Origin of the sequence: Nostoc mirabile CHAB5784 (genome assembly GCF_020829645.1) — a bacterium.
Classification (GTDB): domain Bacteria; phylum Cyanobacteriota; class Cyanobacteriia; order Cyanobacteriales; family Nostocaceae; genus Nostoc; species Nostoc mirabile.
This window is the reverse complement of sequence record NZ_JAIVFS010000016.1, coordinates 47375-66571: the sequence shown is the minus strand read 5'-3', so window position 1 is coordinate 66571 and position 19197 is coordinate 47375. Positions and strand designations below refer to the sequence as shown.

14 protein-coding genes are annotated in these 19197 nt (G+C 41.8%); 13 read left to right on the top strand and 1 reads right to left on the bottom strand.

Annotation, left to right across the window (positions count from 1 at the left end):
* Positions 1 to 350: 350 nt before the first annotated feature.
* The 3 genes from LC653_RS13085 to LC653_RS13075 all read left to right on the top strand — a co-directional run bounded on the left by LC653_RS13085 (position 351) and on the right by LC653_RS13075 (position 5907).
* Positions 351 to 3881 (top strand): plasmid replication protein, CyRepA1 family, encoded by a 3531-nt coding sequence (locus tag LC653_RS13085; protein WP_233718231.1) that lies wholly within the window; start codon positions 351 to 353, stop codon positions 3879 to 3881.
* Between the two features lie 485 nt (positions 3882 to 4366).
* On the top strand, positions 4367 to 5278 hold the full coding sequence (locus LC653_RS13080; protein ID WP_229494888.1) for a tyrosine-type recombinase/integrase: 912 nt from the start codon (positions 4367 to 4369) through the stop codon (positions 5276 to 5278).
* Positions 5279 to 5568: 290 nt separating this feature from the next.
* Positions 5569 to 5907: an MPN domain-containing protein gene (locus LC653_RS13075; RefSeq protein WP_229494887.1), complete on the top strand. Its 339-nt coding sequence runs from the start codon at positions 5569 to 5571 to the stop codon at positions 5905 to 5907.
* Positions 5908 to 6512: 605 nt separating this feature from the next.
* On the opposite strand, the gene LC653_RS13070 is transcribed toward LC653_RS13075, so the two are convergent.
* Positions 6513 to 7052, bottom strand: coding sequence for a hypothetical protein (locus LC653_RS13070; RefSeq protein ID WP_229494886.1), 540 nt, complete (start codon positions 7050 to 7052; stop codon positions 6513 to 6515).
* A 107-nt stretch (positions 7053 to 7159) separates the two neighbouring features.
* On the opposite strand from LC653_RS13070, the gene LC653_RS13065 reads away from it, so the two are divergent.
* From LC653_RS13065 to LC653_RS13020, 10 genes are all read left to right on the top strand, one after another.
* Entirely contained in the window at positions 7160 to 8293 is a 1134-nt protein-coding gene (locus LC653_RS13065; RefSeq protein ID WP_229494885.1) for an IS630 family transposase, read from the top strand.
* Between the two features lie 799 nt (positions 8294 to 9092).
* Entirely contained in the window at positions 9093 to 9680 is a 588-nt protein-coding gene (locus LC653_RS13060; protein ID WP_229494884.1) for a hypothetical protein, read from the top strand.
* Between the two features lie 80 nt (positions 9681 to 9760).
* The gene (locus LC653_RS13055; RefSeq protein WP_229494883.1) at positions 9761 to 10063 is read left to right on the top strand and encodes a hypothetical protein; all 303 of its coding nucleotides are present in this window, start codon (positions 9761 to 9763) and stop codon (positions 10061 to 10063) included.
* Between the two features lie 39 nt (positions 10064 to 10102).
* Positions 10103 to 12922: a putative type IV secretion/conjugal transfer ATPase gene (locus LC653_RS13050; protein WP_229494882.1), complete on the top strand. Its 2820-nt coding sequence runs from the start codon at positions 10103 to 10105 to the stop codon at positions 12920 to 12922.
* Position 12923: 1 nt separating this feature from the next.
* The gene (locus LC653_RS13045) at positions 12924 to 13643 is read left to right on the top strand and encodes a hypothetical protein (RefSeq protein ID WP_229494881.1); all 720 of its coding nucleotides are present in this window, start codon (positions 12924 to 12926) and stop codon (positions 13641 to 13643) included.
* 120 nt (positions 13644 to 13763) lie between these two features.
* Complete coding sequence (locus LC653_RS13040; RefSeq protein ID WP_229494880.1) at positions 13764 to 14864, top strand: hypothetical protein; 1101 nt, start codon at positions 13764 to 13766, stop codon at positions 14862 to 14864.
* Positions 14865 to 14869: 5 nt separating this feature from the next.
* Positions 14870 to 15661: a hypothetical protein gene (locus LC653_RS13035; protein ID WP_229494879.1), complete on the top strand. Its 792-nt coding sequence runs from the start codon at positions 14870 to 14872 to the stop codon at positions 15659 to 15661.
* Positions 15658 to 17190, top strand: coding sequence for a TrbI/VirB10 family protein (locus LC653_RS13030; RefSeq protein WP_229494878.1), 1533 nt, complete (start codon positions 15658 to 15660; stop codon positions 17188 to 17190). The genes LC653_RS13035 and LC653_RS13030 overlap by 4 nt, the downstream gene beginning before the upstream one ends.
* A complete protein-coding gene (locus tag LC653_RS13025) occupies positions 17187 to 17942 on the top strand; it encodes a hypothetical protein (RefSeq protein ID WP_229494877.1) in 756 nt (251 codons plus the stop codon). The genes LC653_RS13030 and LC653_RS13025 overlap by 4 nt, the downstream gene beginning before the upstream one ends.
* A complete protein-coding gene (locus tag LC653_RS13020; protein ID WP_229494876.1) occupies positions 17939 to 19141 on the top strand; it encodes a hypothetical protein in 1203 nt (400 codons plus the stop codon). Before LC653_RS13025 ends, LC653_RS13020 begins: the two co-directional genes overlap by 4 nt.
* The last annotated feature ends 56 nt before the right edge of the window (positions 19142 to 19197 follow it).

Sequence of the window (19197 nt, the reverse complement as noted above, 5' to 3'; positions counted from 1 at the left end):
TGAATACAAATAAAAATGCAATTAAGAGTGGCAACAAAGAACCCAAAGAGCCGAAACCAGATTGCAAGGTATCAATTGAGCAGAGGGAACACCCAATTGAATACCCAAACAACCTCACGACTGCCCAATACCATGAGTTATATGTTGGTAGTGCCATTCATCCAGCACTGATTTCACGCAGCTTCTTCCACATCGAAGGAGAATCAATTTACGATTACCTGTTCATCTCCAACAAAATCCCTCGGAAAAATGCCGGTCGAGTCACCGATGCATACATCAAAAGGTACGATCATCTCTTGTTGGGGGGGATATGGATTCAATCTCTTGACCCATTGAATAATTGGCGACCAATGGAGTGGGGAAGGATTAAGCCCAACTTCCCCCGTATCGATTGGCAATCTGGGAAGCCCGTCAAATACGAGTCACCCCCCAAGACAGCTAACCGAGTTACCTACTTCGATATTCCCAACTGTATTTTGAACCTCGTTGCACGGCGCTACAATGTCCCCGATATTCAAAAAGTGCTTTTTGCAAAACGTGGGAAAAAGCTGCATATTAAAGGTCAACCCCAACTCTTGGGAACGCTGCGCCAACGGGTCAGTCAAAATTCAAAATTCATTTGTCAAAGGAAAAATACAAAAATTTTACCTTTGGGCTTGAAAATAGTTGCCCACTTGTGCAATTCCCAATTCGTGCAGTTAATTTCCCTTTTAGCATTGTGTTTACAAGACTTACTCAATCCACTGATATTTTGGTCATGGTTTGCACAGCAAATACAGTTGAACATCGAATTGCAGCACAAAGATATACAAATCACTTTCTGGGAGTGGATAAAGCAGCATCCAGAGATTCCAATAATATTATGCGAGGGTGAGAAGAAGGCAGCTTGCTTGCTCAGTATGGGATTTGTAGCGATCGCACTCCCTGGAATTTGGAATGGGCGCGTCGGCAAACAAGATTTCGATGAACGGTTGCATCCTGACTTAGTACCGATGGCTCAGGCAGGGCGCAAGTTCATTATTTTATTCGACTACGAGACGAGAGCTAATACCCGTTGGTCAGTTTTTCAAGCTACTGTTCGTACTATTAGAACTATCGAAGCTGCTGGCTGCACAGGTGAAATTGCATTACTACCCGGTATTGAAAAAGGCGTTGATGATTTTGTGGTGGCCAGAGGTCTTAATGCTGATACCTTACTAACTGCGATCATAAATGATGCCAAATCACTTTTTGATTACCAACGCTCATATCGTGCTAAGAAATGGGGACTCTCTAAATACCAGCCTGATGTCACAGTCAATGTGAAATATTTGACACAAGCCCTCACTATTCCTGACTTAGAAGAAAAATGCTCATCTGTTCCGCCTCAAAATTCACTCTTTCAAGAAAAATTGTTTACCCCAAATCTTAAACCTACGGGCTGCTGCTTGGGGGAAAGGAAAAGGGAAAAGGAACAGTTAATAGATTCTGACTCCTTTGACCCCAAGCCCAGTAACCCTGCCCCGAAAAAATCTTTCCGTTTTCCTCAAACAGGACTGGTCGTACTGTGGAGCGATATGGGTACAGGGAAAACCCAACTCATGCGCTGGTGGCGTGACCAAAACCCTGACGCGCGGTTCCTCAACAACGGACACCGCGTAAATTTGCTCAAAAATCTTGGCTCACGACTCCAAACTGCCATGTACTCTGACTTGGGTTACACAGGTTTAGCTCAGGCGCAAGCTCTCAGCATTACCATCGACAGTTTACACAAGCTCAACACTCAAGCCCTAAAGTACGGCTGCATCTTTATTGATGAAGCTTGCCAATACTTAGTGCATTTACTGCATAGTAATACTTGCAAGGAGCATCGGGCAGCAATCTTAGAAGTTCTGGAATATATAGTACACAATGCACCACTGGTTGTGATTGCCGATGCACACATGGATGATTTAACGGTGGACTTCTTTAGAGCAATGCGCCCTATTGGTGAAGTCCCTTACATCATTAAAAACGAATGGCGAAATGGCGATCGCACTATATATTGGTACGAGGGTAGTAATTCAAGTGCACTGGTTGCCCAAATCTCGGCAGCGTTGATGAGCGGACAGAAAATCATGGTAGTTTCTGACTCCAAGCGTTTCATTAAGAAACTTGAACAATCATTCTTGGTGCAAATATTCGACTCGACTGAATCATCACCCTCCGAAAATGCTTTGAGTCAATCTAATCGGGGCATTGGTAGTCATGCACAAAAACTACGTATTTGGTCTGTCCATTCCGATAATTCCGGCAGTGAAGAAAACGTTGCTTTCATCAAAGATATCACCAACGCTGTTAAAAACCTCGATGCTTTGTTCACTTCCCCCAGCCTGGGAACCGGAGTAGACATTGCCGAATATCATTTTGATGTTGTATTCGGTGTATTTCACGGCGTTTCCCAAACTGCTACTGAATGCGCCCAACAACTTTACCGTTATCGCCCGAAGGTTCCGTTTCATGTTTGGGTGGCCCCGCGCCCTCCCTTTGGTTATGCCGAAACTAATGCTACCAAGATTAAAGAACGACTCCTGCAATCGAATGAGATGACGGCTTTCCTAATTCGCATTCACAGAGATTCGGGTAAACGTGGTGCTGAAAAAGATTGGGCGTTGGATGCCTACTGTCAAATTCTGGCTAACCGTAACTATTCTCTGAATAATCTGCGTGATGATTTGCTCTCGCTCCTCACCGAGATGGGTAATACCTTTATCTCAGTGGGTAATGACGATGATGACCAACAAAGAGAACGGATGAAAAATGCGGCTGCGGCTTTGTCCACTGCCCATTATTCGGCTGTTGCCAAGGCTAATAATATTACAGCGAGTGAGTATCGCGCCCGTAGGAGTAAAGATTACCTCACTCCCAAAGAAGTTTTTGAAAACGAAAAGTTTCGCATTTTTGACTCTTACGGTATCGACGTTACGCCTGAACTAGTCGAACTCGATAATGGCGGTCGATTAATCAGAGCGATCGCTGGACTTGAAGCAATTTTATCAAAACCAGAGGGAATAATTATTGATGATGCCACAGGCAGAGAATACCCTACGCCTCCAAAACTTGTCACCACCAAAGACCGCACCGAACGAGAAAAGCTTGCTTTATGTATGGACTGGGGAAATTACTCGGCGCGGTGGCTAGCACGGTTCAACTTGGGGTTGCATCAGATCCTTGAGCGGTTAGTTGCTGGGGGCGAAGTTAATGCCAACGACCCTCTCTTAATAAATATGATTGCGATCGCTTCATCTTGTGCTGCTCACGTTAAAGTAATTCTTGGGTTTACTGTTCCGTCGTCAGAGTGTAAACCTATTTGGTTGCTGGCCACTTTGCTAGAGCAGCTGGGACTAAAGTTGACTTCCCGCAAGCAGGGGAAGCGCGGTGAACAGGTGAAAATTTATTCGCTATCAAAGTCGGAATTAGAATTTGCAAAACATGTAATTGCTCACCGCCAAAGCAAACGGGAGCAGAAAGCTCCAATAAGCAATTCGCTGCTTTTCGCAATTCGCAATTCGCAATTAACTTCAAGAAATTGCGAATTGCGAATTCACAATTGCGAATTGGTATCCACCCCCCCCCATGATTGTATAGTGAAACCCCTACTAGAGGGGGAGGATACTACGGAATGTGACCCATCCCCGACAGATCGCACGACCCTACTCCATTGTGTGGAAATGCTACGCTCTGGTATCAAGCAGGGGGTAGACGCAATTAAAGGCATCCTTCAGCGATGGGCTGGTGATTTGCGCTGGGATACGGTGCTGGAACTTGAAGCGATCGCCGCAAGTGAACTGCGACTTGTCGAGGATCAAGTCCCGGAATTTTACGCCTTGCTGAATGAAGATGTGTTGCCTATTGAGGGGTAATTTCATGAACTAACTAATATTATTGGCGTTCCCGATCAAGGGTTTTGTCCGGGCGGCTGTCAGCCCGTCAGTCTCCAAGGTAAGCGAATGTATACACAAGTCTGGGGCAAAAATCAACAGAAAATCGCTCTGGGAACGACTGGGGTGATGCTAATAGAGGTATCCTCTGACCAATGACAAATCTATGGTTTCACGCCAGCAGATCCGAAAACTAACATTATCGGATCTATCTTTGAGCAGTCGCTTTGTGTCATCTTGAGGCAGTTTTTGTGTAGCCAAGGTGAGTTATCTTCTTTACAAAGGTACACGTATTAACACGTTGAGCCGATTAACTCAAGGATTTAGGCGTGAATTCACGTCTAGGAAATTTTTGTAAATGTTGCTCCCCTGGAATCGATAATTGAAAAAGGGACACACCATTTGGAACAATCTTTTTTGGTGTTAAGAGGCTGATTGGATTTTATGTGGGAAGCTCAGAACTCTCGATGCTAACACCAGGGGCAGAAAACTCGGTGCAGAGGATGGCAGATGTTACTAACACTGCCCAAATAGTGGAGATGTGGAAGAGTAGCAAGCGATCGCCCGAAACCAGGCGCTCTTATGAGACAGATATCCGTTATTTCATTGCCTTTGTGCTAGGTGTAAGCCCAAAACTTGTACAGTTAAATGATTTAGACTTGCGAACAGTAACAATGAACGACGTTCTAGCGTTCGCTGATTATCTGGAAACCAAGAAATATGAGGCATCCACCCGTGCCAGAAAACTTGCGGCGCTCAAAAGTCTGCTGCGGTTCGCTGTGAAAGTGGAATGGACAAAATTTAATGTCGCCGCCGAAGTGCCGTTACCTGAACCCAAGGATAAGTTAGCCGAACGTCTTCTGTCTGAGCTAGAGGTGATGACAATGATTGCCCTAACCCCAAAGGGTCGCGATCGGCTAGTGATCCAACTGCTTTATTATACTGGTGCCAGGGTGAGTGAGATTGCTGTTTTAACCTGGCGCTCGGTACAACCAGGGCGGGATGGCAACGGACAAGTTACGCTCTACGGCAAGGGACAGAAAACCAGAACCGTGGTAATCCCCAAAAGCATTTATCAGGAATTGCTGACACAAAGAACCAATAATAGTCCCGACGCACCCGTGTTTGTTAGCCGTCAGGGGGGTGCTGTAGGTGAGCGGCGAATCCGTAAGATTGTCGCAGAATCGGGTAAAAAGGCAGGGATTTCTGGTCATGTGTCACCGCACTGGTTGAGGCACTCTCATGCAACACATAGTTTAGACCGGGGCGCACCTGTGCAACTGCTGCAAGCAACTTTGGGACATTCATCGCTGAACCAAACTAGCCGTTACACTCATGCTCGTCCCAATGATAGCACCGGGCTTTATTTACCGAAGTGAATTTGCTGGGGTACTTGATGGGTTTATCTCTGCCTGCTTATTCCCGAATTTCTCACTCATAGGGTGGGAGGTGCTGCATTGCATAAAGCGATCGCTTAAACGCGAATTTCTCAATTCCTTCCCACACTCCCTGAATTTATCACTTGTGATAAATGCAGGTTATTGCTCCCTGCCCCCTTCCTCTTCAAAGAGGAATGCGCTCACGATGGTAGCATCAAGGTAATTATCATGATGAATTAAGCAATTAAATGGGCGCAGACAGTTACGGTTTACCTAGATGATACGTAGAGATGAGCAATACAGGGCGTAAGAAAAAGCTGGCATCTTTCAACTGTGACCAAAAGATGTGGGAGCAGTTTATCGCCCGTTGCAACTCGAAAGGCACAACAGCAACAGCCACGCTGCTCGAATTTATCGATCTCTACTTAGGCGATTCCCAAGATAAGCTTGATGCAATAGGTGGTAACGATTTAGACGAACGCCTAGACTCAAAGATTAAGGCAAGTGTAGAGAAGTACTTGGTTGCGAGTAATAAAAGTCACAATAGTCCAACTAATGAAACGATAAGAGCTATTTGCTCACGACTTGATAAGCTCGAGTCAGAGTTTTTAAGTGAATTTAATGAGTGAAGGTGACAGTAATTGTTTAAAACTGGAATTTGAGGAGCTAGAGCATAACTCTAACTGCACAAGACCCAAAAAACCGAGTGGCTTGACAGTAATTGTTTAAAACTGACAAATAATTCTTTAATGGACATCTGCCTGTAAACATCGGATGCCAGTCAATGTTTTTCAGTAATATTTTGATAAGTAATCCAGTTCTCTTGGGGAATTGCGTTGACTGGGGCAACTACTCGGCGCGGTGGAGAAAGTGAATACAACCGCTCGGCTGCATCACATTCTCTCTCGACTCGTCGTTGGTAAGGAAATCACTGCTGACGACCAACATCTATTAAATATGTTGGCGAACGCTGTTGACTGCGCTGCTCACATCAAAGCAATTTTGGGTTTCACTGTTCCCTCTGACCCCAAACCGATTTGGGTGTTGGGGTTGTTGTTAGACCAACTGGGGTTAAAGTTAACTTACCGCAAGCAGGGGACAAGGGGTCAACAAGTTAAATTATTTTCTTTATCTAAGAAAGAATTAGACAAGACTTGCGTTGGTTGGTTGTGCTGGAGATGGAGGAAGTCGCCGCGACTGAACTGCGAACGCTCGAAGCGACTGTGCCTGATTTTTACGATTGTGTCTTCTTCCATTCTTCGAGAGTCAAGCAAGTTTTCCCAGTGGGTATTAATCCTGTGGTTGCTGACACACCGAAATTTGTCAGCGCATAATTTTCTGCTTCTGCGTCCTTGAAGGCAAGTTCTACTACTATTTGCTTTTCCTGCTTTAACAGAGCTTCAATCTTCACGTTTGCTGCGGTAGGAACAGCATTCGTTTTATCTCTGGTGAAATTTTTTACATTATAAAATTGCTCTTGTTCTGGCTTACCTGAGTTCAAGCATCCTTTAGACTTGACAAACAATCCTGTAGTCCAATAGCTATTAACAAAGTGTTGCTTATTAACAAACTGCACCCCATTAGCTGCCCAGACGTAAACGGGATCAACATATCCTTTAGTTTTGGGAATTTTAGTTTCGCTACATCTTACTCCATCCCGCTTCCTACTTCTATAATCTCCGCATACCTTCCAAGTTATTCTATATAAGTTAGGTGTCTCTTCTAGATATTGCCTTATTTGCTCCTGTACTTCCTTATCTTTTTGGCTTTGCACATCAGTTAACTTAGTACAGCTTTGCCTAAATTCGTAGCGAATTGACAGGGGTAAATTGTTGAGGGTAAGGTGAGCATAGGTGGACTATCCCTCAAGCATTCGGTACTATGGCTGGCAGGCAAAAAACTTACTCTGTGCAACTGACAGAAGATGAAAAAAAACTGTTGCGGCAGCAAGCAAACGCCCGAAAAACAGGGCAAAGCAAAGTCAAACGAGCCAAAATAATACTTACAACTGCTGAAAATTTAGATTGGACAGATGCTCAAATTGCTCAGAACATCGGCTGTTCACAAGCCCTAGTTCGGAAATGGCGTAAACGTTGGTGTCAAACTCGTAGTCTAGAAGAAGCGCCCCGTCCAGGTCGTCCTCGAATATTTGAAGCAATTATACGAGCAAAAGTTACTGCGATCGCTTGCAGCAAACCAACGGATTTTGATCTTCCCTTGGCGAGGTGGAGTTGTAGTGATATTGCGTCACATCTAATCACACTAGGCATTGTAGCATCCATAGCAACTTCAACAGTCTGGCGATGGCTTAAATCTGAGCGGATAAAACCTTGGCGGTTTCACGCTTGGATGCATCGGATTGATGATAATTTTGTTGCCAAAGCAACCCCTGTACTTAAACTGTATGCTCAGGCAAAATTTTTGATTAAAGCTGGCTTCTGGGTGGTGTGCGTGGATGAGAAAACTTCTATTCAAGCACGAGAAGGTCTACATCCTAACAAGGGGGCAGGTGTCAAACAACCAGTTCACTTTGCAGCCAGATATGCCAGAAAAGGAGCAACACATCTTTTTGCAGCTTTGAGCGTTGCTGATGGTCTAATTTATGGTTGTTGTCGCCCAACAAAAACATTTCTTGATTTTCAAGCATTTCTTTTAGAGGTATTGATACCAGAAGCTATTCGTCGGGGTGTGCGCCATCTTTATTTGATCCTCGACAACGGCTCTACCCATGCTCCAAAACAATTACAGGCTTGGTTGAATCAGAAGCAAAAAGAGGACGGTTGGAATTTTACGGTGGAAGTGGTCTGGCTACCAAAATATGCCTCATGGTTAGATCAAATTGAAATTTGGTTCAGCATTTTACAACGTAAATTACTGACTCCAAATGATTTTCCTGATCTCGATACCTTACAGCAACGTATCACTGATTTTATTGTGCGTCACAATGATTCAGCCCAACCCATCAAATGGTCATATACAGTAACCCAGATGACGGAGAAATTCGCTACGAATTAATGCAAAGCTGTACTTAGCCCCATAATCATTCTCTGCCTGAGCAAGGTTGTCCGCATCAGACTGGCAAGCTCCTAAGCATAGTCCTACACCTATTGAAACAAGTGCTGTAAATATTTTTCTTTTACTCATAAATACTCCAACAAATGATTATGAAAATTAATTCCCAATTTCCTTGCTTGACCAAATATCTACTTCTAACAAATGCTGAAGTACAAGCTGCAAGTATTATACATATTTGTTCTATACATGCAATCAAGTTTTAACAGTTTTTAGTTATGATGCAAAACATGGTGAGGTATCGAAGGGAAAGTTCAATTTATGGAAAGCGGGGATACTTAAACAATTCGCAATTCGCAATTCGCAATTCGCACTCTTGCTAACGCCCCGCTCCGCTAACGCAATACAACTCTTGGAGAGGCTACGCTCAGTACAAGTTCGCAATTACGTTTTGTAACGGGGATTTTAATTAGGCAGGGGACTTAAACCCCCAAACTTTGTTAAAATTAATTTCGATATGTCAAATCATAAAACTAGCCAATAGTCAATCCCCCCTATTTGACACTTACTGAAGAGGCTGTACAAATATTTATACTAACAAGCGATTAAGGATGTGAATATATCAAGCACAAAGACTGATAATACAACAAAGAATTTTTATCTATATAGATTATTAATGTTAGAAATATTGCTCTAGTACTACAGTTCTGTTTTTTTCAGTACCAGAGTACGTCGATTTTAGGGTTGACTTATTCAAGAATGTGCGTATCCCTCAAGACATCGTTCAGGAGAACGAAAGCAGATGCGTACTGACTACGGATGCCCAGATTTTGCTGCTTCAGCAACAGCAACACTTTTACCTGACTCTAAGAATGACAGGGCAAAAAAAGGCACACTTACACTCATGAGTGTGACTGGTGTGTTGATGATAGCAGAGATGTCCGTCCACAATATATTGATGGGTGGATTTATGATTGCGTCTGCCATCGTCATTGCCTTGCCGAAACAGTCACAAGCATTATTTACTAACTTCGATAAACTACAACGAAAGTATGGAGTTAATCTCTATGCTGTCTTGTTTGCGCTGTTAGCAGTAATTTGTCTAATTGATTTTGCGGCGGCTCCAGCTAATGCTCAGTTTTTCAATAATGCTCAAACTTGGATGACCAACACTTTTGGTAATGTCAGCAATGGACAAACATCAGCAGTTATCGCACTTTTTTTCAATGTATTGAGAGCTTTATTCCTATTATATGTTGGTATCAGTCTAGTTCGGATTATTCAATCTGCCCGGAATGATGAAGACTGGCAGACACTAGCAAGAACTCCATTAATCATAGTTATGGCAGTTTTTGTTGGAGATTTAATTACTGGTTTGATTGTTCAGTAAAAAAAGCTCTTTGGGTTATCAGTTATTGATAAATACGCATTTGGATTAATAGCTGATAACTCTTTATTAAATCGATAAATATGTCAGAGAAGCATGATTTTCGGACAGTAAATCGGATTTTAGGAGAAAGACCAAGACTAGGGCCATTCCCTGCCGACCAAATATTTCCCTGGACATTAATAGCAGTAGTCAATGTATTTATCTTTAATTATCTACTGAAAACAAGTTGGTTAGGTACAGGATTAAGTATTGCTTGGGGATGGGCAACATGGTGGACAATTTCTACAAATAAAGACTTTTTCGGTAAATTCGTCAGCGTCCCTCGGATTAGTAGGGGATATATGAAATTTCAATCAATACAACAGAAGTCGTCAGAAAAATAAGTTCTAAGTTCTAGTTAAATTTCAGTTATTGGTAAAGTTATGCCAAAATCTTCTAATCAGGCTAAAGATAAATTAGGTAAAGTCGCATTAGAAAACGAGCAGATTAGTGTTGTGAAAATGCTCACTCCCTTTGAAGATATTATCCATTTAGCGGGCATTTGTGACCTAAAGTTAGGAGGTAGGCAGGGCGTAGGCGCATTAATTCTCAAAAAAGGTGAAAATATTCAAATCAAATTCTGCTTTGATTGTTTAGGGATTCATCCGAATTTACAATCATCGCAAATGCTGCCTATCTTTGAGGGGATAGAAGCGGGGCTAAAAGAAATTCCCGAAGGGGAAAACTTAACAATACATTTAGGTTCTTTTACCTCGGATTATCACCGACAACAAGAACTGTCCAAGCTAGAGAGTAATTGTCATATTGACCAATTAAAATTGTTAATACGTAGTGAAAGATTAAGGACTAAAAAACTAACGCAAAGTGGAGCTAGAAAGAATAAGTTTTTGAGACTATGGTGTACTTACACTGTTATTGATGACGATGAACGGTCTAAGGATTTTATAGAATCTATTATTAGAAAATTAGAAAAGGGCTGGTTTCGCTTTACAGGTGAAATTCACGCCCATAACAATACTAGAATTGAAAATATTCTGCAAAATTCATTTAACGATGGATTTTTACAGTGGTCAGCTATCCTGGGCAACAAGATGAAGTTGGGGATTAAGGTTTTAAGTGCTGAAGAAATCTGGGAGACAATTTGGCAACAGTTTAATCGCTCTACTCCCCCGGCAATCCCTAATCCATTAAAAATTGACCCAATAGATGGAATAGTAGAAACTCAGACGAGTGATTTTCACATCCGTCACCAGATGTTAGAGAATGAGGAGTCTGTGCCATTTTTCGATAGAAAATGGGTAAGGCTACAAAATAAATATATTGGGGCGCTCAACTTCAGCCAAAAGCCAGGGGGATGGTATGACGAACAAGCCCAATTACGTTATTTGTGGGAATTAATCTCTAGAGATAGTATTTATGATACAGAAATTATTTGTCAGGTAACAAAGGCAAATCAAACTATCTCTAAAACAAATCTTCAACGCATTACCAAACAATCAATTACCAGCACTTCTTTATCTACAGATAAAGGAAATATTGATGTCTTGTCAGGGATGAATATTGAAGAAGCGGTAGAGGCGCAGAAGACAATATATAAAGGTAGTGTTGTAGTGCATACCGCAGTTGCTTTCCTCGTCCACCGCCCAACTATTAGGGAATTAGACGAAGCTTGCCGATATCTTGCCAGCTATTTCTTGCGTCCGGCGGTAGTTGACCGAGAAATAGAATACGCTTGGAAGACATGGTTGCAGTGTTGTCCATTTGTTTGGGAGCCGTTGTTAACCAAGCCTTTTAACCGCCGACTGCCATATTTTAGTTCCGAAGCACCAGGGCTGATGCCGTTGATTAGGACTGCCACAGGCGATTGCAGTGGCTTTGAGCTAATCGCAGAAGAAGGTGGCACACCAGTACATCTAGACTTATACCAGAATCATAAGAATTTGGCAGTCTTCGGCGCAACTCGTTCAGGTAAATCTGTGCTGGTGGCAGGTATTCTTACCCCGGCGCTTGCACAAGATATTCCGGTGGTGGCGCTAGACTATCCCAAACCAGATGGTACTTCTACATTCACCGACTACACAAATCTGCTGGGTGAGGAAGGGGCATACTTCGATATTTCCTCTGAATCAAACAATCTCTTTGAACTACCTGATTTGCGCTCTTTGGATGCAGAACTAAGAAATGAGCGATTGAACGATTTTAAGGAATTTCTCAAATCAGTGCTGATGACAATGGTGATAGGAACGAGCATGATTGGTGTCAGCCCAACGATTACCACCAATATTGAGTCAATCATTGCTCTGAGTTTGAAAACATTTTTTAATGATGACGAAATTAAATTGCGCTACAAGTTAGCAATACATTTTGGATTTGGAACTCAATATTGGAGCGAAACTCCGACGCTCAAAGATTTTTATAATTTTTGTTCTCCAGCTTTCATACAATTAGATTCTATTGCTAGTAAGAGTCAAGAAATTTCCGAAGCCTTGCAGCAAATCAGGCTGAGAATAAATTATTGGTTGAGTACCAGGGTAGGACAATCAATCTCACGCCCATCCAGTTTTAGAACTAATGCCAAATTGTTAGTATTCGCTTTACGTAATTTATCAAGTGAAGCTGATGCTGCCATACTCGCTCTTAGTGCCTATGCTGCTGCATTACGTCGTGCATTATCATCAAAAGCCAGCATCTTCTTCCTTGATGAAGCGCCAATCTTATTTCAATTCGATGCGATCGCCTCGTTGATTGGGCGATTGTGTGCCAATGGTGCTAAGTCTGGTATCCGCGTCATCATCTCTGCCCAAGAACCAGAGACTATATATCAGAGCAAAGCTGCACAGAAGATATTTGCCAATATCACTACACGTTTAGTAGGCAGGATTCAATCATCAGCCGTTGACCCGTTTATTGTTCGCTTTAAATATCCTACTGAAATCATCAGGGTCAACAGTACTGAAGCTTTTTATCCCAAAAAGTCGGGAATTTATTCACAATGGTTGCTTGACGATAATGGCAAGCTAACTTTCTGTCGCTATTATCCTGCTTACTGTTTATTAGCCTCAGTTGCAAATAATCCAAATGAGCAGGAATTGCGTACTCTGTTTCTTAAGGAATACAAAGATAATCCTCTGCTCGGTTTAATCAAATTTTCTGAGGATTATATCAGGATGATTCGGGGAGAAGAGTTGTCAGAATTGGCTAAAACATTGCTCTCAAATTTACATTTAAAGCAGGTGGCGTAAGATGAAACCAATCATGAAGAAATTGACTCTTAGTGCGATAGCTTCTGCGACTTTTGTCAGCTTATTTATTGCTGCACCTAGCTATGGCATCAGCATCAACGATTTTTTTAGTTCTATCGTATCGGATCTTCAAGGAGAAGTTTCGGAAATTCAAGCATGGGCTAAGGATGAGATTAACAGTGCTTGGGCTGACCTGACGGAAAATGCTAATGCGGCAATTGATAGTTCTATCGGACAATTGGGTGCGCCTGACCCAGTTGCTTCAGCTGATCAATTGAAGGATTCACTTAAGGACGATTATTCTTATCCTGTTGCTCAACAGAACGCACAAGAACTAGAGCGTCAACTTACTTTGGCTTCTGTCGCTAGCGTCGTCAGCCTTACGGGGCAACAAAAAACTCAAGCCAAGATTGATACTACTGCACAAATCGCCCAGCAAGCAAAAGATATTTCTGATGAAGCTCAGAACATGGATGCCTCTCAAAACGTTCTCAAAGCGATCGCCGCTCAGAACGGCTTAATTGTGTCAATGTTGGCACAGCAGCGTACTGATTCTTTATCAGCCCGACAGGACAATGCTTACTCTAACCTGATGCTGACGCAAGTGGCAGATCATCTTGACTCCCAACGGAAAAAGGAGAACTCCGAAGAAGATGGCAGATTGTCTCTACTACATGAAGTCGTACTTAATGCACGGCTAGATCCTACTTCTGCTGACTGATTAAAAGGGTATAGAACCACAGTAAAAGGTAAAGTTACAAGAGCTTTTCCCTCCTATACAAACAATCAATTAGCGTTCAAATATCAGACAAAATTACTGTATTGAGCAAGGATTCAAATCATGTTTTTACTAGCCAAACTCTTAGGGGGCGATTTAGCTGATTTAGCAAAAGAAAATGCAGCTTCAATAGCGCAAGGATTTGATGAGCTTTGGAACGAAACTATTACAGGTGGTGTTTATTCAGCAATTTGTACAGTCGGAGCTTTATTCGCTATAGCAACACTAACTTTCTTCGTCGTTGAATGGACAAAAAAAATGATGGCGGGGGAAGAACAAAGAGCTTATACAGACTTGATTTGGCCGTTAATAGTAATTGTTTTACTCAGCAATAAGGGGAATGTACTAGGAAAGTCAACTTTGGGGATTAGAAACTATATTAATAATGTAAATAATATAGTTCTTAGCGAAGCGGCGGCAGGAATTGACCTCAAGCAAGCATTTGAAAGTGCATTGGGAACTGAAGCAGCACGTAGCGCTATTGGTATTGCTGTAAATAAATGTAGAAATTCATCTTTAAGTCAACAAGAACAAATAAACTGTTTGGCTCAAGCTAAAGAAGATTTAACCAAAAAATATCCAGATAAATTTTTAAAAAATGATGGAGTTTTTTCTTGGTTTATAGATGCGGTTGATGGCGCTATCGATGCTTTTAATGATGTTAAAGATGGTCAAGCAAATGGAATTGATTTAATTTTATCTCCCATTAATGCTTTTGTTGGGTCTGCTGTTACTGACATAGTTACGATAATTTTAGTCGGGATGAATGGGGCTTATCAATGGGGAATTGAACTGACTATGCTCGTAACAGCACTGCTGGGGCCTGTAGCTGTTGGTGGTTCTCTGCTACCTTACGGAGCTAAATCAATTTACAGTTGGTTAGTAGGATATTTCAGTGTAGGTTTTGGCAAGCTCTGCTTCAATATCATTGTTGGTTTCGCCGGGCAACTAGTCGCTGATTCTAAATCTTATCAGCCAATGTTCTTCCTATTTACAATTGGTATAATTGCGCCATTTTTAGCTACAGGTTTAGCGGCTGGTGGTGGCGTTTCTGTTTTAGTTCAAATTAATAAAGCTGCTGAAAATTACAGTGGGATTGCCATTGAGGTTGCTAAAGGGGTTGCTACTAAAGGTGGTAGTTTAGTCGGGAAATTAGCTAAATAAAACCTATGCTGAATCAAAAAAATAAAACTCAACCAAAAGAACCATTACAATTACTTAGTTACAACAAATATGTAACAACACGAGTAGGAATAATCTCTTTAGTTGGGTTTTCAATGGCGGGATTTTCCCTCTTATTACAATTCCTGAATTATGGGGCAATCAGCATACTAAATCAAAAGCAATTAGCCCTGGTACAACTCTCATCAGGAGAGACAATTGCCGCTAGAGCAGTAGACCCAAAAGAACGGTCTGATGAAGTAATTAAAAAATTTGTATCTGATACGTTTATTACTATGTTTAATTGGGATGGATTAGTAAAAACATTTAATGAGAAAGGAGAACCTATCACTAAGCAAGATACTGGGGTAGAAATAGGTAGACTTAATAATAAATCTAATAGTAAGGTTACGACTAGAGCCTATGATGCTGCATTTGCTTTAAGTGAAAATGAAGGATTTCGCCCCGCCTTTCTCAAGAAATTAGCATCAATCACTCCGACAGGTGTATTCAATGGTGATACTCAAGTATCTTTAATTCCCAGATTCATATCCCAACCACGCCAAATTAAATCAGGGAAATGGGAAATAGATTTTATTGGTACACTGGTAACTTTTGAGCGTGAGTATAACTCAGGTAAAGGAATTGCTTTCAACAAAACCGTTACAGTTTCTTCAATTTCTAATCCAGAATATATCCCAGCTAATACCACTGAGTTAGCTAAGAAGATTTATGCAGCCCGTCGCGCCGGATTAGAAATTACAGAAATTGTAGATTTAAACTTCGGGAGAAAGAAATGAGTGAAGAGAATAATAAAAATGGGTCTGTATCGACTTTAGAGGATTTGCTTAAAATAGATGATGCTAATAAAACTAATGGTAATAAAGCACCAGAACCGGAAAGTTTATTAGTACCGACTAAGCACACATTTGTCACTTCTCCTTGGTCAAGACTAGCAATAATTGCTGTCCCTTTTGGAGTTGGATTTTTAGCTATATTTTTGATGCTCAATGGTGTTTTCAATCCCGCACCAGCACCAAAGATTGCTCTGAAAACGCAGGAAATACCCACCACTGAACAAGCCCAAGAAAGTGATGAGGGAGACGGTGATGCGCGTGCAAAACTCGCTCTGTCGGATCTTGAATATGAGTTAGGTCGCATTAACAAAAATAAAAAAGACCAACCAGCGCCAGTACCAGTTTCAGTAGACCAAAAGGTCGTGCCATCTAGCCCACCATCTCCACGACCTGCGCCACGTCCTGTTCAAAATACACAACCACGTCGCGTAACTCAGACTGCACCACAACCTAGAAGAACCTACACTCAGCCACCAGCACACACGAGTTTTTCTCCAAGACCCTCTATAGCAGCACGGACACTCACGCCCCAAGATCCACTTGAGCAATTGAACAAACTCCGTACCATCGGTTCTTATGGCAAAATCGCTTATGCCGAAACTAGCACCACCCCTTCATTAGACCCGGCACAAAATCAACCAAGTGTATCTGATCAAACTGATTTTCAGAATGTAGAGAATGATACTCCTCTCCAAAGCACACTGCAAAACTCAACCGACTCAATTGAAAAAATCCGCCCCAGGTGGCAAGCCCAAACTCAAGCTAAGTCGGGTAAATATCTAGACCAAGAAATACAAATACTTGACGGTCAACAAACTCGTTACTTGAGAGTAGGTGAATTTGCGAGCGGGATTTTGATAACCCCAGTAATAGGACAACAGCAACTTGCACCTCAGGGTCAGCAAAGACAAATTCCATCTAATAAACGATTCGTCGCTAAACTGACTCAAGATTTGCATGACAATGAAGGTGAAGTAGCGATCGCTGCTGATAGTTTATTAGCGGTAGAGTTAGTTTCAGTAGATGGCGGCGGCTATGCAAATATTCAAGTCACGAGCATCATTAAAGACAACAATGAATATCCAATTGCTCTAGGAGCAATTTCAGTATTAGGAGATGGGGCCAAACCTTTGATTGCGAAGAAATACCAAAACAAAGGGGGGGAGGTGTCCAACGATATAATGTTGGGTCTGTTTAGCGGCTTAGGTAAAATTGGTGGGGTCTTGAACCAATCAGATACCACCAGTATCATCAATTCTTCTAGCAATAGCTACAACACCTCAAGTAGTTCATCATCTAGACGTGATATAGGGGGGGCATTCTTAGAGGGTGCATTTGGGAAACTGAGTGACATTCAGGGGAAACGTACCGAGACTGCCAATACAGAAATTGCTGCTGGGAGCAATATTTTGTATATACCCAAAGATACTAAAGTCACGATTTTAGTGAATCGCACTCTGGAGTTGCCATGAAAAACTTTTTGATTGGTATACCGTTGGCTCTCGCAGTTGTTTGTGTACCACTATCCATAATTGCCGCACCTGCCGCACCAGTTGTTCGCACCATCAAACAAACTCAAGCTAGTGGCCAAGGTGCAATTTTACAAACTATCAACGTTTGGAATGGTCACGGTGTAGCAATTTCATTTTACGAGCTTGGCGAAACTATCAAAAAAGTCTGGTTAGACGACCCATCGCAAATTCTGCTTGACACAGATGGTTGCTTAGAGGGACTGGATCAGAATTGCTCTAACCCCGGCGCTGGGCTGATTCATCTGCGGCGGATCGAGAGAGTGAACATTCCCGGAATTCCGCAAACATCTACCACTTTGTTAACAGTAGTTACACAATTATCCTCTGGTGAACGCAAGACTTACAGTTTTCGGCTAGCAACAAGTAATGGCACTCCTAAATATAGTCAGGTAACGATCCTTCTTGATGTGGCACGAGAACAAACAGCCCCGAAACCTCAATTGCAATCATTAGTTAAAACACAGCAAACAATTAACCAAATTCGAGGCGGTATTGTTGTCGCTATTAAAAGTGGATGGATGAATCAGCAAGATGAACTACACCAACGGTTGCAAAAGTTAATCGGTTATTTACAAGCAGGTGATGACATTTCTACTGCTACTAATAAGGCTTCTGTATCTCAAGACTTAGTTAATAAATTAATTGCTTTGAGTAATAGTTCTGATAATTTAACACAAGGTAATGGCTTATGAAATCATCTTTACGACTCAATGATAACGCTTTACGTTACTTCATTTTTTTTGGTTTAGTAGGTAGCTTATTGATTCATAGTTTCATAAGATATGGGCTATTGAACTCTTTTGTAGGCTTTTTGCTGCCCAAGGCTTCTGCACAAGTACCCGTTATCAATTCCCCTAATGGGTTTACTCCTGATTGGTCGCGTTTCAAATTCAGCGACATGATTATTTCTGAAAGTGGCAGTGTTACCTACCCAGGCACAAGAGATACAGAAACTAGAACCTGGACGGCAGGACAAAGCATTAGCGAGTTTATGGAACTAGGAGATTTTGAAACACCTCAATTAGCAATAGAAAATTTAAATCTCTCAACCATAGCTTTAGTACAAGGAATCAATTTAAATAGGTTAACATTAGATGATTTCCAATTAACTCAATGGCAAACTTTACCATCTTTAACCAAAGCGATCCCTAGCTTAGGTAATAGAAATGTCATAAGTGTTAAACCTGTCAGCGATTTTTTGAGAAGATTTGGAATTACTGGGGGCACAATAGGTAACGCCAGCCGAAATTCTCGTTTACGTGACGTTCAATTAGGAAGAGTAATAAATTTAAAAAATTACTCACTAACATCTATTTCCGACATTCAAAACACATCTATTAATCGATTTGAGAATTGGCAAGACTCCAAAATTAATGGAGTACCTGGATTGTCCACTCTCACTTGGGATAATTTGCCAGGGCTGCAAACACTCGACCTTTCATTCATCGGGAAAGTTGACATTGTACTGCGAGACATAGAAGCAAACCGGACTCGCTCAATTTCTGGTAGTTATCAACAAGGTTTTAATGTCCCTTGCCTACAGAATAATTGCGCTCATGCAGAGGTGGCAGGTATCGGCAGGACTACAGGTACTCAATGGATTTCTGGCAAAGTACAGAAGGTAACAGGTGGCTTTGGCATCTTGAAAGCGCTTAACGATGGTCAAGAACCAACTGGTAGAAATCCTTTTGGCTCGGCATTTAAACAAGTGATTTGGGATATTGATGAAGCAAGCGGTTCTATGGAAACTGCCATGTTCTTCCGTATTTGCAAAACCATTCCCTTTGTTGGTCGCACCTGTTCGCCATACTTTATCGGGCCTGTTCCGTTTATCGAATACAAAGAAAAAGACCCCATTATTTTCGGTCAACCCTCAACACTTCCAGATTAATTAATAGGTTTGCCGTTAACAAGCGTGCCATTTGTCACTGTAATGTCCAAAAATGA

Bases quoted from the DNA above. Each gene is read 5' to 3' on its own strand.
- LC653_RS13020 (WP_229494876.1), top strand. From the start codon at position 17,939: ATGAAATCATCTTTACGACTCAATGATAACGCTTTACGTTACTTCATT.
- LC653_RS13035 (WP_229494879.1), top strand. From the start codon at position 14,870: ATGCTGAATCAAAAAAATAAAACTCAACCAAAAGAACCATTACAATTA.
- LC653_RS13030 (WP_229494878.1), top strand. From the start codon at position 15,658: ATGAGTGAAGAGAATAATAAAAATGGGTCTGTATCGACTTTAGAGGAT.
- LC653_RS13025 (WP_229494877.1), top strand. From the start codon at position 17,187: ATGAAAAACTTTTTGATTGGTATACCGTTGGCTCTCGCAGTTGTTTGT.
- LC653_RS13050 (WP_229494882.1), top strand. From the start codon at position 10,103: ATGCCAAAATCTTCTAATCAGGCTAAAGATAAATTAGGTAAAGTCGCA.
- LC653_RS13080 (WP_229494888.1), top strand. From the start codon at position 4,367: ATGCTAACACCAGGGGCAGAAAACTCGGTGCAGAGGATGGCAGATGTT.
- LC653_RS13060 (WP_229494884.1), top strand. From the start codon at position 9,093: ATGCGTACTGACTACGGATGCCCAGATTTTGCTGCTTCAGCAACAGCA.
- LC653_RS13065 (WP_229494885.1), top strand. From the start codon at position 7,160: ATGGCTGGCAGGCAAAAAACTTACTCTGTGCAACTGACAGAAGATGAA.
- LC653_RS13085 (WP_233718231.1), top strand. From the start codon at position 351: ATGGAGTGGGGAAGGATTAAGCCCAACTTCCCCCGTATCGATTGGCAA.
- LC653_RS13045 (WP_229494881.1), top strand. From the start codon at position 12,924: ATGAAACCAATCATGAAGAAATTGACTCTTAGTGCGATAGCTTCTGCG.
- LC653_RS13055 (WP_229494883.1), top strand. From the start codon at position 9,761: ATGTCAGAGAAGCATGATTTTCGGACAGTAAATCGGATTTTAGGAGAA.
- LC653_RS13075 (WP_229494887.1), top strand. From the start codon at position 5,569: ATGAGCAATACAGGGCGTAAGAAAAAGCTGGCATCTTTCAACTGTGAC.
- LC653_RS13040 (WP_229494880.1), top strand. From the start codon at position 13,764: ATGTTTTTACTAGCCAAACTCTTAGGGGGCGATTTAGCTGATTTAGCA.